This is a genomic window from Paraburkholderia eburnea, assembly GCF_002917095.1.
GTDB classification, from domain to species: Bacteria; Pseudomonadota; Gammaproteobacteria; order Burkholderiales; family Burkholderiaceae; genus Paraburkholderia; species Paraburkholderia eburnea.
In genome coordinates, this window is record NZ_PQGA01000002.1 from 662,874 (window position 1) to 676,392 (window position 13,519).

A 13,519-nucleotide genomic window follows, 5' to 3' on the forward strand; every position below is an offset into this window, starting at 1 on the left:
CACCAAGGTTTGACTATTCCCGGAGCAAAAATCGATGACGCAATCCCAGCATCCGCGTCTGCCGGCCTTCGACGCCGCCAGTGCGACGCCCGAGCAGAAGGCCGTGCTCGACGAAATCCTGTCCGGCCCGCGCGGCAATCTGAACGGCCCGTTCCTCGGCTGGATCCACAGCCCGCAGCTTGCTCAGCACGCCCAGCGCCTGGGCGCGTTCTGCCGGTACAGCACGGGCCTGTCGCTGCGCCTCTCGGAACTGGCGATCCTGGTGACGGCGACGCGCTGGCGGGCGCAGGCGGAGTGGTACATCCACTATCCGATCGCGATCAAGGCAGGTGTGCCCGAGGCGCTCGCCGAACAGATCCGCACCGGCATGGAGCCGGTCTTCGAGGACGCCGACGACGCGCTGATCTACGCTTTTGCGAACGAGCTTTACGACACGAAACGCGTTTCGGACGCTACCTACACGCTGGCCGTCGAGCGGTTCGGGCACGAGACGACGATCAACCTGGTCGGCCTGTTGGGCTACTACGCGCTTGTCGCGATGACGCTCAACGTCTTCGGGATGCGCGCGGAAGGTCAGGCGACACTGCCGTTCCCCGAGTAAGAGCACACGCCCTATGGCGTCATCAGGTGGAACGGACGCCCCATCCGGTCACGGCCGGATGGGGCGTTTTTGTAATTGGCATGACGGCCATATTTCAGCGTACTGATTTACCCGCCGGTTGCTTAATTGCGCACATCGACAGAATTTCAATATTTGATCGTGCGATGAGTAAAAAATAAAACGCATGAACTTTTCTGGCGGAAAACGCTTCCACTCCGACCGGTCATGATTGGTTGGCTTGAACTATATGGTTAATGCGGCACCTGGTCGCACGTTGCGAGCTGGATTGTTGCGGCGCTACAGCGTTGATTTTTCAAATAATCAGACTGTTTTCCCTATGCGGCGCTAGCGGCCGCGCGCTAAAGCGTAGATAGCTGTCGACGAGTAGGACGATTAGGCAAATTGAGGTTTTCACCTTAAATACGGATTTCCCGCAGTCGGGGTAAAATCGCTTGCGTGATTTAATTCGCATTGTTAGTCTTGCCAGACTTATTGAAAGCCGCCGCAATTACATAACTGAAATGGCGGCTTTTCGCGCTTTAAGGCGGGTTCCAGATCCGCTTCGGGGACTATTCGAGGCACGAGCTTTTTACTCGGGGAATTCCATGCTTGATACGACCGAAGAAGTCGCAGAAAGCCCGCATGGCGCCGAAGCGGGCATTGGCGACGTGGTCACCCTCAAATCGGGTGGGCCACGCATGACTGTCATGTACGCGGGGCCGGTGGGATTCGCGAGCGGCCACTGGCTGATCTGCCAATGGTTCGACGAACACGGCGAACTGCGTCAGGACATGTTCGCGCAGGACATGGTGAAAATGGAGCCGCGCCTGATTTCGGCCGGCTCGGTCAAGATGCGCATGCCCTTGCGGCGTGTGTGAGCGGGCGCCAGCGCGGCGCCTGCTTCGTGGCGACCCAATGGCGACCCATGGCGACCCGATCAGACGGGCCAAACCGTCCTAGCGTTGACCCTCGGCGGCGATCCGCACGGCGAGGCCGGCGAGCACCGTACCCATCAGATACCGCTGGATCGTGAGCCACTTCGGACGGCCCGCGAGAAACGACGCGATCGTGCCCGCCGTGATCGCCGCCGTGGCGTTCACCGTGATTGACAGCAGAATCTGCACCGTGCCCAGTTCGATCGACTGCGTCAGCACGCTGCCCTTGCTCGGGTCGATGAACTGCGGCAGCAGCGAGAGATAGAGGATCGCCACCTTCGGATTCAGCAGGTTGGTGACGAAGCCCATCAGGAACAGCTTGCGGGGGCGATCGGGCGTCAGCTCGCGCACCTGGAAGGGCGAGCGGCCACCCGGCTTGAGCGTTTGCCACGCGAGCCAGGCGAGGTAGAGCGCGCCGCCTAGGCGCAGCGCATCGTAGGCAAACGGGACGGCCATTAGCAGCGCGGTAATACCGAACGCCGCGCACAGCATGTAGAACAGGAACCCCAGCGCGACGCCGCCCAGCGAAATCAGACCGGCCTTGCGCCCCTGGCAGATCGAGCGCGAGATCAGATAAATCATGTTGGGTCCGGGCGTGAGCGCCATGCCAAGAGCGACGGCGGCAAAGGCGAACAGCGGGGCGACATGGGGCATGGCGGACTCCGTAATGCTGCGGGTCAGACAACGGGAAGCGGTGCGGCACGCACGCTTGGGGTAGCGGGTGTGGCGGTGTTTTGGGTAATTATTTCATGGCTGGCGCGACGGTGCCCACTCAACTGCGGCTTGTTGGCCATTTGGCCAGGGGTATCAACGCGACGAGCCTTCGCGGTCGGTATTGTTCGACTGGCGAGCCTGGGCGCGGGCGTTGAGGCGGTGCGAGAACAACTGCATGCCGATGATTTTTTTCTTCTTCTGCACGTTGTCGCCGATGTCTCTGGGCGGATTCGGCTGCAGCGACCAGAACAGCGCCAGGAACCAGCCCAGCACCGTCCAGCCGACCACCGCATTGAACAGGGCGATGATCAGCAGGTCGTGACGCTTACGCCGGTCGGCAATCATCGCGGGCAGGAAATACAGCACGACCGCTGCCAGCAGGACCACGATCTCGAATAGGGAATGGCTCGCCATGATGAAACCTCCGCGACAGGGCGTCGCCCTCGAAAGTTTATTGTCGCGCGGATCGTTCCTGCGCGTAAGAATGGCCTTGCAAACGGCTGGCAATAGTCTGACAGCGTCTGACGCGCGCGCGGCCAAAACGTAGCCAAAACGTGCCCAATAACCCAGCCAGTAACCCAGCCAGTAACCCCACCAATACCTGGCCGAATGGCCAACGGGAGCGCGAGGCCTTTGGGTGAACGGGCGTTCGGGTCTATGATCGGGGTTTTTCCGGCAAAGACTCCCCACACCATGAGCTCAGACACGACAGAGGTCACCCGCCAACTCGATCACGGCGAATTGCGCACGTTCGTGGAACGCAAATGGAACGACGAGATCGTTCCTGCGCTCACGGACTACATCGCGGTGCCCGCGAAGAGTCCCGCCTTCGACGCCGACTGGGCGAAGCACGGCTATCTGGAGCGCGTCGTCCTTGAGGCCGCGAAGTGGGCCGAGACGCAGCCCGTGCGCGGCCTCAAGCTCGAAGTCGTGCGCCTGCCCGGCCGCACGCCCGTGATCTTCTTCGAGGCGCCGGCCACGCGCTCGGGCAGCAGCGAAACCGTTCTGCTCTACGGTCACCTCGACAAGCAGCCTGAATTCGACGGCTGGCGCAATGACCTCGGCCCGTGGATGCCTAAATTCGAAGACGGCCGCCTCTATGGCCGCGGCGGCGCGGACGACGGCTATGCCATCTACGCCAGCGTCACGGCGTTGGCCGCACTCGACGCGCAGGGCGTCGAGCGGCCGCGCTGCGTGGGCCTGATCGAAACCTGCGAGGAGTCGGGCAGCTACGATCTGCTGCCTTATGTCGATGCGCTGCGTGACCGGCTGGGCTCGGTGGGTCTGGTCGTCTGCCTCGATTCGGGGGCCGGCAATTACGACCAGCTCTGGCTCACCACGTCGCTGCGCGGGCTCGTGACCGGCGATCTGGAAGTCGAAGTGCTCGAAGAGGGCATTCACTCGGGTTCGTATGGCGGCATCGCGCCGTCGAGCTTCCGCGTGATGCGCCAGTTGTTCGAGCGGCTCGAAGATGCCCGCACCGGCACGCTGCTGCCCGAAGGCTTCCATATTCCGATTCCGTCGAAACGTCTGGCCGAAGCGCAAGCCACGGCGAAGATCCTCGGCGAGAACGTCTGGAAGAGCATGCCGTGGGCATGTGGCCTGGATGGCCGCCGCGTCTTGCCGACCACGACCGATCCGCAGCAGGCGCTGCTCGATTCCACGTGGCGGCCCTCGCTGTCCGTGACCGGCGCGGCCGGGCTGCCGTCGCTGGCGAATGCGGGCAACGTGCTGCGTCCGCGCACGGCGTTCAAGCTGTCGCTGCGCCTGCCGCCGCTGCTGGATGCGGCAAAGGCCGTGGCGGACCTCAAGGCCTTGCTCGAAGTCGATCCGCCCTACAACGCGCGCGTGACGTTCAAGCCCGACGTCGGTGCGGCCAACGGCTGGAGCGCCCCCGACCTGGCGCCCTGGCTTTCGCAGGCGCTCGACACGGCCTCGCGCAACCACTTCGGCGCGGACTGCGCGTATCTCGGTCAGGGCGGCACCATCCCGCTCATGAACGTGCTGCAGGCCGGCTTCCCGAAATCGCAGTTCATGGTGTGCGGCGTGCTCGGCCCGAAGTCGAACGCGCACGGGCCGAACGAGTTCCTGCACGTGCCCTACGCGAAGAAGCTCACGGCCACGGTCGCCGAGGTCATTGCCTCGGCGCCTTGACTGGGTGCGCGATCTTTCCGCGACGCGGGCCGCGCTTTGCGCGTGCTCGCGTCAGCGGTGGGCGTGCGAGTCCTCAGCGATCGGATCATGACGGGCGTCATGTCCCGCATCGGCCGCGTCTGCGTGACAGGAGCAGTTTTCCTCGTCGACCGGTTGCTCCAGATTCTTCATGATTCCGCACTCCGCGCTGCTATGGCGCGCGTTGCAACTGTCGCGCAGCGTGCGTAGCTGTTGCTCCAGCACGCGCATCGTTTCGATCTGCTGATGGATGCGCGCGATCTGGCAGTCGATCAGCGCGTTCACTTCGTCGCAGGGCTGATCCGGGTCGGCCTGATAGCGCCGCAGCATACGGATATCGGACAGGCCGATGCCGAGCGAGCGGCAGTGGCGGATGAAATTGAGTTGCGCGGCGTGCCCGGCCGTGTAGCTGCGATATCCGTTGGTTTCGCGCGCGGGTTCGTCCAGCAATCCCTCGCGCTCGTAGAAGCGCACCGTCTCGACGTCGCAATGCGCGTGACGCGCCAGTTCTCCGATTCTCATCGTCGCGATTCCCAAAAAAGACTTGACCCTGTAGCGACTACAGGCTGTCCAATGATTCTGTCACTTTTGGGAGAAATCGGCCATGGTCCAGGTTTTCTTGTCGCGGGGCGCACTGACGCAGCGCTATCGGGCGCGCGCCGGCGAGCGGGACACGGCAGCGGCAGGCGCGACGGCAACGGCGCGGGATGCGCGTGAAGCAATCGAAACGGGGAATGACCACGCGGATCATGGCGCCGAGGATAGCCATGCTCGCGGCCACGCGCATGACCACTCGCACGATCATGGCGACCACGGGCAGGCGTGCAGCCACGGCCACGGCGACGATCACGCGCCGAAGCACGCACACGATCACGCGCATGACCACGGCCATGCCCATGATCACAGCGATCATGACCACACCGGCCATGCGGGCGCATCCTGCTGCCACGGCGCCGAGCCCCGGACCGGACGCGGCCGTCCGGCGGCGCCCGCGCCCGAGGGCACGCAGCGCGCGCGTTACCGCATCGACAACATGGATTGCCCGACCGAAGAACGGCTGATCCGCAACCGCCTCGAACCCATGCCGGGCGTCGCGCGCCTCGACTTCGACCTGCTGGCGCGCGAGCTGACCGTCTATCACACGCTGCCCGACGCGCAGCCGCTCGAAACCGCACTGCGCGCGCTCGACATGGCGCCGCGCGCGCTTGCCGAAGGCGACGATGCGAGCGCACCTGCAACCGCGCCGGGCCTCGCGATGCGCCAGAAGCTGCTGCTTGCCGCCAGCGGCCTCGCCGCCGCGGGCGCCGAAGTGCTCGCCTGGACGACGGGCCACGAAGCGGGCGTGCCGGTGCTGGTCTGCGCGGCGGTCTCGCTGCTGTGCGCGGGCCTGCCGACGCTCAAGAAAGGCTGGATCGCGCTCAAGAATTTCACGATCAATATCTACTTCCTGATGTCGCTGGCGGTCGCCGGGGCGATCGCGATCGGCAAGTGGCCGGAAGCGGCCATGGTCGTGTTCCTGTTCGCGCTGGCGGAGGAAATCGAGGCGCTGTCGCTGGAGCGTGCGCGTCACGCGATCCGCTCGCTCACCGCGCTCGCGCCCGAAACCGCCGAGGTCTGGTTTGTCGATGCGAGCGCTGGTGCGCCGCAAGGCGAATGGCGCACCCGTGCGGTCGCCGAAGTCGCGGTCGGCGCGCGTATCCGCGTGCGCACGGGCGAGCGCGTGCCGGTCGATGCGCGCGTCGCCACCGGCCGCGCGGCGCTCGATCAGGCGCCCATCACCGGCGAAAGCCTGCCCGTCGACAAGACCGAGGGCGATGCGCTTTATGCAGGCAGCATCGTCGTCGATGGCGTGGTGGAAGCGACGGTCACCGCGACCGCGCGCGACAGCACGCTCGCGCGCATCGCCGCGGCGGTGCAGGACGCGCAGGCACAGCGCGCGCCGACACAACGTTTCGTCGATCAGTTCGCCCGTTACTACACGCCCGCCGTGGTCGCGTTCGCGGTGCTGATTGCGCTGGGCGGTCCGCTCGTGTTCGGCGGCGCGTGGAGCGCATGGCTCTACAAGGCGCTCGTGCTGCTCGTTATCGCTTGCCCGTGCGCACTGGTGGTCGCGACGCCGGTGACGGTCGTGAGCGGCCTCGCGGCGGCGGCGCGCAACGGCATTCTCGTGAAGGGCGGCGTGTGGCTCGAACGCGGCCGCCTGCTCAAGGCCGTGGCGCTCGACAAGACGGGCACGCTCACGCTCGGCGCGCCGCAACTAACTGACGTTCTCACGCTGGGCGCGTTGCCGAAGTCTGAAGCCCTGCGCCTGGCCGCGAGCCTCGACGAGGCGAGCACACATCCTGTCGCCCGCGCGATCGTGGCGGGCTGGCGGGCGCTCGACGGGCAGGCATCGCTGGAAAAAATAGACGACTTCGCGGTCATCAACGGCCTGGGCGTGACAGGGCGGATGGGCGGTCAGCACGGCGAGGCCTGGCACCTGGGCAACCATCGGCTGGTGGAGTCGCTGGGCTTGTGTTCGCCGGAACTGGAAACGCAGCTCGCGCGTCTCGAAGCGGCGGGTAAGACCGCAATCGTGCTGTGCTCCTCGCGCGAGCCGGTGGCGCTCTTCGCGGTCGCCGACGCGGTGCGGTCCGAGAGCGCGCCTGCCGTGCGTGCGCTCAAGCGCCTGGGCGTGACGCCCGTGATGCTGAGCGGCGACAACCCGACCACGGCGCGTGCGATCGCCGGGCCGCTCGGCATCGACGACGCGCGCGGCAATCTGCTGCCGCAGGACAAGCAGGACGCGATCGCCGAACTCTCGGCGACGCGCGGCATGACGGCGATGGTCGGCGACGGCGTGAACGACGCGCCTGCGCTGGCGCGCGCCGACATCGGCTTCGCGATGGGAGCGGCGGGCACGGCGACGGCGCTCGAAACCGCCGATGTCGCGATCATGGACGACGATCCGCGCAAGATCGCGGCGTTCATCGGGCTGAGCCGCAAGGTCTCGGCGGTGCTGATGCAGAACATCGCGCTCGCGCTGGGGATCAAGGTGGTGTTCCTGGCGCTCGCGCTGGTGGGCGAGGCGACGCTCTGGATGGCCGTGTTCGCGGACGTGGGGGCGAGTCTGCTGGTGGTGGCCAACGGATTGCGGGTGCGCCGGCATTTCGCGGATCGTTCGGCCACGCTGGCGGGCTGAGTTATCGGCGAGCCTTTTCGGCTCGCTGTTTTCACTCTTATGCAACTAACAGCCAAACCAGCACGCATCCGACCGCAAAAGACTCAGGTGGCACGAAAACACGCAAGCGCAAGTCTCAACCGTTGCGCGCGCCGCAAGTCAGCCAGCGCGCGTCAAGGCGGACCGCAGCCGAGCCTGAGTTGCGGCATCGAAATCGCCGCGAAACTCCACACGCCCCGCAATCAACGTGGCGACGGGCAAACCGCCCTGAAATACAACGCGGTTCCCCGCGACGGCCGGCACTTTCTCGCCCGGCAGCACGGAGCCGAGCAGGTTGAGCGGATCGGACGCGGCGATGCAGACCGGCGCGGCGTCGTCTGCCGGATCTTGCCCGCCGCGCCGCCGAACCTCGCGCAGCAGCGGGATCGCTTCGGGCAGCGCGAACTGCTCGCCGGAAAGCCCCGTCACGAAGCGGCCGCCACGCACGTGGCCACGCGCCTCCATGCGATGCAGCACGCGCAGGAGATCGCGCCACGGCGGCAGCCAGGGCGCTTCGCGCGCCAGCAATTGCCAGCAGATCACGCCGTAGCGGCGCAACAGAACGTTCGCCACGTGTTCGAGCAATTCGGCATCGGCGGGCAAGCGGCGAGTCTGCGCGACGTGCTTAGGCGTTTGTGCGGCGTCATCAGCTTCCGGCGGCAACGTCACGCGCCGCAGCACCGCCCAGCGTCCCGCATCGGCCATCGACCCGACCAGCGGCCCGAAGCCGCGCGGCCTTCGCTTGCCGTGATACGCCGAACGTTTCGCCGCAGGGCGCACCAACGCTCGCAGTCCCGCAAAACTATCCGCGTTCACGAGACCCGCCGCCACCAGCTCGCCGAGTGCGCTTTCCAGCTCGACGCCAAGCAGATGCGCGTCGGCGGCCAGTTCATCGAAGAACATCGCGCCGTGACGCAGCAGCGCGTCATAGACGCGCCGCGCGCGCGCCGCGGGTTGGGCCTCGGGCGCGTCGAGCAAGGCGGTCCAGCGCATCAGCTCGCGGCGCGGCAGCAGCACGACGGGCGTGCTGCGTACGGTGGCCGTGGCGGCCGAGGCCGCGCGCGCAGGCAGCCGCGCCCACGCGAGCCGTCCCGAACGGCACAGATCGTCGAGCAGTATCGGCGAGTAATCGTCGATGCGCGCGGGCAGGATCTCGTCCTCCCACGCAAGCGCCGACGCCTCCCAGCCTTCGAGCTGATCGAGCATTGCCGCAAGCGCATCCCGACCGGAGCCACGGGAGCCCGGTGCGACGTGCTGCCATTCGAGCAGGAAACGCATGAAATCGTGGCGCTCGACCGGCTCGATTTCACGGCGCAGCTTGCGCACGGTGTAACGGTGGATGCGCGCGAGCAGGTGACGTTCGCACCACTCCTCGTCGGGCGCGCCCGGCGTGAAGCGCCCGCGCATAACCGTGCCCTCGGCTTCGAGCCGCGTGAGGGCGAGGGCGGCCACGCTTGCCTCCAGCGCAAGCGGCCGCGCCACCTGCGCGACGCCCAGCGGTCCAAAGCCCGAAAGCCGCGCCCGTATCAGTTCGACCAGCGCGGAGTCCTCGCTCCACGGTTCGCCACGAGGGTCGGCGCGCAGGGCGTCCGGAACGTGAAGCGGCGGCTCGCAGCGCGCCTGCGGATAAATCGCCCGCACGCAGGCCAGCCGTTCGATGCCGACCCACAGTGCTTCGTGATCGGCTACGGCCAGGCGCGTCGCGCGACCGCTCGCGGCGAGTTCCTCAAGCCATCCGTCCCAGCCGCTCGCTTGCACTTCGCCTTGGGCAAGCGCACCGAGCGTGTTGAGCGCGTCGTGCATTTCGTCGGCGTTGCGAACCTGCGGCCAGGCTTCTTCGCGCACGCTCGCGATGGCGTCGAGATCGAGCGCGCCCAGATCGTCGGCGGATTCGGGGTCGCTCCAGCGCCGCGACAGCACGGCCTGGGTGCGCCGCTCCTCGATGGGCGCGTCGTCCAGAAACGCGTAGGGACGCGCGGTGAGGATTTCGGCGGCGAGCGGCGAGGGCGCCGGCAACTCGCGCGTCACGAGGCGCACGGCGCCGGATTCCATGCGGCGCAGCAGCGCGAGCCATGTTTCGGTGTCCATCGCATCGTGCAGGCAGTCATCGAGCGTTTGATCGACGAGCGGATGCTCCGGAATTTCGCGCTCGCCCGCGAGATTTTCGACACAGGCCACCTGATCGGGAAACACGGCGGCGAGCAGGTCTTCGCTGCGCATGCGCTGGATCTGCGGCGGCGTCTTGCGCCCGCCGCTCTGGCGCGGCAGCGCGAGCGCTGCGGTCGCGTTCCAGCGCCAGCGCACGCCAAACAGCGGCGCATCCAGCAGCGCTTGTACCAGCAGATGCTCGGCGGAATTCGAATGCAGATAGCGCCACACTTCGTCGAGCGCAAAGCTGTGCGCCCCTGTCAGCGAAAGAATGATGGCGTCTTCGGTGGCGGCCGCCTGAAGCTCGAAGTTGAACTGGCGGCAAAAGCGCTTGCGCAGTGCAAGGCCCCACGCGCGGTTCGTGCGGCTGCCATAGGGCGAGTGAATGACGAGTTGCGTGCCGCCGGATTCGTCGAAGAAACGCTCCATCACGAGCGTGTCATGCGTGGGCAACACGGTCAGCGCCTGGCGCGCGCGCGCCAGATAGTCGACGATCTGACGCGCGGCGGCATCCTCCAGGCCGAGCGCATCGCAAAGCCAGGCTGTGGCGCGCTCGATTGCGATTGCATCGGTGGCAGAGGATTGGGCATCCGGATGATTCGAGCCTTCGCCCAGTTTCGCTTCGATCTGCGCCCGCAGGCGCGAAATCGCCGACGACAGCTCGTCGCTGCGGCCCGGCGCCTCGCCGAGCCAGAACGGAATGTTGGGCGGCTGGCCCTGCGCGTCCTCGACACGCACGCGGCCCGCCTCGATACGCAGAATGCGATACGACGCGTTGCCGAGCTGGAACACGTCGCCGGCCAGACTCTCGACGGCGAAATCCTCGTTCACGGTGCCAATCTGCACGCTCTGCGGTTCGAGCAGCACGGCGTAATCGGCGTTGTCGGGAATCGTGCCGCCCGATGTCAGCGCGACCAGCCTCGCGCCGCGCCGCGCGCGCAGCGTCTGGCTCACGACATCGCGATGCAGATACGCGGCGCGCGGGCCATGACGGCTCGTGTAGCCCTCGGCGAGCATGCGCAGCACCGTGTCGAAGCGCGCCCGATCGAGCTGCGCATAAGGCGCGCTGCGCCGCACGAGCGCGTAGAGCGCGTCCTCGCTCCATTCCTGACAGGCGACTTCCGCGACGATCTGTTGCGCGAGCACGTCGAGCGGCGCGTGCGGCAGCGTGATGCGGTCCAGTTCGCCGCGCCGCACGCAGTCGAGCAGGGCCGTGCACTCGATCAGATCGTCGCGCGAAGTCGGGAAGAGCCGTCCTTTCGGCGTGCCGCCGACCTGGTGCCCGGAGCGCCCGACGCGCTGCAAAAACGCCGCGATCGAGCGCGGCGAGCCGATCTGCACGACGAGATCGACATCGCCGATATCGATGCCGAGTTCGAGCGAGGCCGTCGCCACCAGCACGCGCAGATCGCCGCGCTTGAGCCGCTGTTCGGCCTCGAAACGGTGCTCGCGCGCGAGGCTGCCGTGATGCGCGGCCACGGCGTCGTTGCCCAGGCGGTCGGTGAGATGGCGCGCGACGCGCTCGGCCATGCGCCGCGTGTTGACGAATACCAGCGTGGTGCGATGCATCGCGACGAGTTCGGCCATGCGGTCGTAGACGCGCTCCCAGACATCGTTCGCCATGATCGCTTCGAGCGGCACGGGCGGCACTTCGAGCGCGAGATCGCGCTCGCGTGCGTGACCGGCATCGACGATTTCGCAGGCCGGCGGCGCGTTGGCGTCGTCGCCCATGCCCACCAGAAAGCGCGCGACGGTTTCGATGGGCTTTTGCGTCGCCGAAAGACCGATGCGCAGCGGCGGCGCGGCGCATAGCGCATCGAGCCGTTCGAGGCTCAATGCCAGGTGCGCGCCGCGCTTGTTGCCCGCTACGGCGTGAATTTCATCGACGATGACGGTGCGCGCGCTCGCCAGCATGCGCCGGCCCGACTCCGAGCCGAGCAGCACGTAAAGCGATTCCGGCGTGGTCACGAGAATATGCGGCGCCCGGCGGCGCAGCGCGGCGCGCTCGGGCTGCGGCGTGTCGCCGGTGCGCACGGCCGCGCGGATGTCGACCGGCGGCAGGCCGAGCCGCGCGAGTTCATCGCCGATGCCGGCGAGCGGCCGTTCGAGGTTCAGGTGGATATCGTTCGAGAGCGCCTTGAGCGGCGAGACATAGACCACCAGCGTCGCATCGGGCAGCGCGCCGCCGTTGGCAAGCCCCTCGCGCACCAGCGCGTCGATGGCGGTGAGAAAGGCCGTGAGCGTCTTGCCCGAGCCTGTGGGCGCGGCGACCAGGGTGGCGCGACGGCTTTCGATCAGCGGCCAGGCGGCGCGCTGCGCGGGCGTCGGCGCGTCGAAGCTGCGCCGGAACCAGGCGGCCACTGCCGGGTGGAAGAGGGCGAGCGGGTCGTCCGGCTGGGACGCGATGGGCGCGATGGGCGTGGAAGGGAGCGAGGCCATAGGCACAAGGTTTGGGGGCGCGCGATGCGGGTTTCAAGGCGGGTCGAGACCGCAATCCGCGCGCGCATTCAGGCAGTCTCGCAAATTTCCGGCCCCGCCGCCTGGACTTGCCACGCCCGCGCCGCGTTTCACCATGCGGTGGCCCGGCGCTTGCCTTCGGCAGACCTTGCCCGAACGCAGTATGCTCGCCCCGCTGGATGTCCCTTCGATGTTCCCTCGACCCTCGACGGAGTTTTCCCATGCGATACAACCCGCTCGGCCGCACTGGCCTGTTTGTTTCCGAGCTGTGTCTCGGCACCATGACTTTCGGCGGCGGCGCCGGCATCTGGAACCAGATCGGCGATCTGCAGCAGGCCGATGCCGAACGTCTCGTCGGCCGCGCGCTCGACGCCGGCATCAACTTTATCGACACCGCGGACGTCTATTCCCAGGGTGTCTCCGAGCAGATCACCGGTCAGGCGCTCAAGAACCTCAAGATCGCGCGCGATCAGGTGGTGGTGGCGACCAAGGTGCTCGGCGAAATGGGGCCGTCGCCGAATCAGCGGGGCGCCACGCGCTATCACATCATGGAAGGCGTAAAGGCGAGTCTCAAGCGTCTGCAGCTCGACCATATCGATCTCTATCAGATTCACGGTTTCGACCCGGCCACGCCGATCGAGGAAACCGTGCGCGCGTTCGATACGCTCGTGCAGCAAGGTCACGTGCGCTATGTGGGCGTGTCGAACTGGGCCGCGTGGCAGATCGTGAAGGCGTTGGGCATCGCGCATCATCATGGCCTCGCGCGTTTCGAGTCGCTGCAGGCGTATTACACGATCGCGGGCCGCGACCTGGAGCGCGAGATCGTGCCGATGCTGGCCAGCGAGGGACTGGGCCTGATGGTGTGGAGCCCGCTTGCGGGCGGATTGCTGAGCGGCAAATATGGTCGCGATCAGCAGGGCGAGGCGGGCAGCCGCCGCACGACGTTCGATTTCCCGCCTGTCGAGCGCGAGCGCGCCTGGAATTGCATCGACGCGATGCGGCCGATCGCGACGCAAAAAGGCGTGTCCGTGGCGCAGATCGCGCTGGCGTGGCTGCTGCATCAGCGCGCGGTGACCACGGTGATCGTCGGCGCAAAGCGCGTCGATCAACTCGACGACAACATCGCCGCCACCAAGGTCAAGCTGTCGGCCGAGGAACTGGCGATCCTCGACGATGTGAGCGGTCTGCCTGCGGAATATCCGGGCTGGATGCTGGCGCGTCAAGGCGACGCGCGGCGGGAGCAGTTGCAGCAGGCGCAGCGCTAATCTGGCAAAAAGAAACGCGCGGCCTGGA

9 protein-coding genes are annotated in these 13,519 nt (G+C 66.8%); 5 read left to right on the forward strand and 4 right to left on the reverse strand.

Annotated features, from left to right (window positions below):
• Positions 1–34: 34 nt before the first annotated feature.
• Positions 35–601, forward strand: coding sequence for a carboxymuconolactone decarboxylase family protein (locus tag B0G62_RS07480; protein ID WP_103703511.1), 567 nt, complete (start codon positions 35–37; stop codon positions 599–601).
• Positions 602–1,206: 605 nt separating this feature from the next.
• Positions 1,207–1,479 (forward strand): YodC family protein, encoded by a 273-nt coding sequence (locus B0G62_RS07485; RefSeq protein WP_103703512.1) that lies wholly within the window; start codon positions 1,207–1,209, stop codon positions 1,477–1,479.
• Between the two features lie 78 nt (positions 1,480–1,557).
• On the opposite strand, the gene B0G62_RS07490 is transcribed toward B0G62_RS07485, so the two are convergent.
• Positions 1,558–2,190, reverse strand: a complete 633-nt coding sequence (locus B0G62_RS07490) for a LysE family translocator (protein ID WP_103703513.1) — start codon at positions 2,188–2,190, stop codon at positions 1,558–1,560.
• Positions 2,191–2,343: 153 nt separating this feature from the next.
• On the reverse strand, positions 2,344–2,664 hold the full coding sequence (locus tag B0G62_RS07495) for a superinfection immunity protein (RefSeq protein ID WP_103703514.1): 321 nt from the start codon (positions 2,662–2,664) through the stop codon (positions 2,344–2,346).
• A gap of 279 nt (positions 2,665–2,943) precedes the next feature.
• Between B0G62_RS07495 and B0G62_RS07500 the strand changes: the two genes are divergently transcribed.
• The gene (locus B0G62_RS07500) at positions 2,944–4,404 is read left to right on the forward strand and encodes a M20 family metallopeptidase (RefSeq protein WP_103703515.1); all 1,461 of its coding nucleotides are present in this window, start codon (positions 2,944–2,946) and stop codon (positions 4,402–4,404) included.
• 51 nt (positions 4,405–4,455) lie between these two features.
• On the opposite strand, the gene cadR is transcribed toward B0G62_RS07500, so the two are convergent.
• A complete protein-coding gene (gene cadR, locus B0G62_RS07505; protein WP_103703516.1) occupies positions 4,456–4,944 on the reverse strand; it encodes a Cd(II)/Pb(II)-responsive transcriptional regulator in 489 nt (162 codons plus the stop codon).
• 82 nt (positions 4,945–5,026) lie between these two features.
• Here cadR and B0G62_RS07510 point away from each other — a divergent pair, with 82 nt between their 5' ends.
• Complete coding sequence (locus B0G62_RS07510; RefSeq protein ID WP_103703517.1) at positions 5,027–7,603, forward strand: heavy metal translocating P-type ATPase; 2,577 nt, start codon at positions 5,027–5,029, stop codon at positions 7,601–7,603.
• Positions 7,604–7,741: 138 nt separating this feature from the next.
• Here B0G62_RS07510 and B0G62_RS07515 read toward each other — a convergent pair whose 3' ends face one another.
• Positions 7,742–12,208 (reverse strand): DEAD/DEAH box helicase, encoded by a 4,467-nt coding sequence (locus B0G62_RS07515; RefSeq protein ID WP_103703518.1) that lies wholly within the window; start codon positions 12,206–12,208, stop codon positions 7,742–7,744.
• Between the two features lie 239 nt (positions 12,209–12,447).
• On the opposite strand from B0G62_RS07515, the gene B0G62_RS07520 reads away from it, so the two are divergent.
• Complete coding sequence (locus tag B0G62_RS07520; protein ID WP_103703519.1) at positions 12,448–13,491, forward strand: aldo/keto reductase; 1,044 nt, start codon at positions 12,448–12,450, stop codon at positions 13,489–13,491.
• Positions 13,492–13,519 lie beyond the last annotated feature (28 nt).

What these genes read in the sequence shown, in the direction of transcription:
- B0G62_RS07480 (WP_103703511.1), top strand. Translation starts at nt 35, where the DNA reads ATGACGCAATCCCAGCATCCGCGTCTGCCGGCCTTCGACGCCGCCAGT.
- B0G62_RS07485 (WP_103703512.1), top strand. Translation starts at nt 1,207, where the DNA reads ATGCTTGATACGACCGAAGAAGTCGCAGAAAGCCCGCATGGCGCCGAA.
- B0G62_RS07490 (WP_103703513.1), bottom strand. Translation starts at nt 2,190, where the DNA reads ATGCCCCATGTCGCCCCGCTGTTCGCCTTTGCCGCCGTCGCTCTTGGC.
- B0G62_RS07495 (WP_103703514.1), bottom strand. Translation starts at nt 2,664, where the DNA reads ATGGCGAGCCATTCCCTATTCGAGATCGTGGTCCTGCTGGCAGCGGTC.
- B0G62_RS07500 (WP_103703515.1), top strand. Translation starts at nt 2,944, where the DNA reads ATGAGCTCAGACACGACAGAGGTCACCCGCCAACTCGATCACGGCGAA.
- cadR (WP_103703516.1), bottom strand. Translation starts at nt 4,944, where the DNA reads ATGAGAATCGGAGAACTGGCGCGTCACGCGCATTGCGACGTCGAGACG.
- B0G62_RS07510 (WP_103703517.1), top strand. Translation starts at nt 5,027, where the DNA reads ATGGTCCAGGTTTTCTTGTCGCGGGGCGCACTGACGCAGCGCTATCGG.
- B0G62_RS07515 (WP_103703518.1), bottom strand. Translation starts at nt 12,208, where the DNA reads ATGGCCTCGCTCCCTTCCACGCCCATCGCGCCCATCGCGTCCCAGCCG.
- B0G62_RS07520 (WP_103703519.1), top strand. Translation starts at nt 12,448, where the DNA reads ATGCGATACAACCCGCTCGGCCGCACTGGCCTGTTTGTTTCCGAGCTG.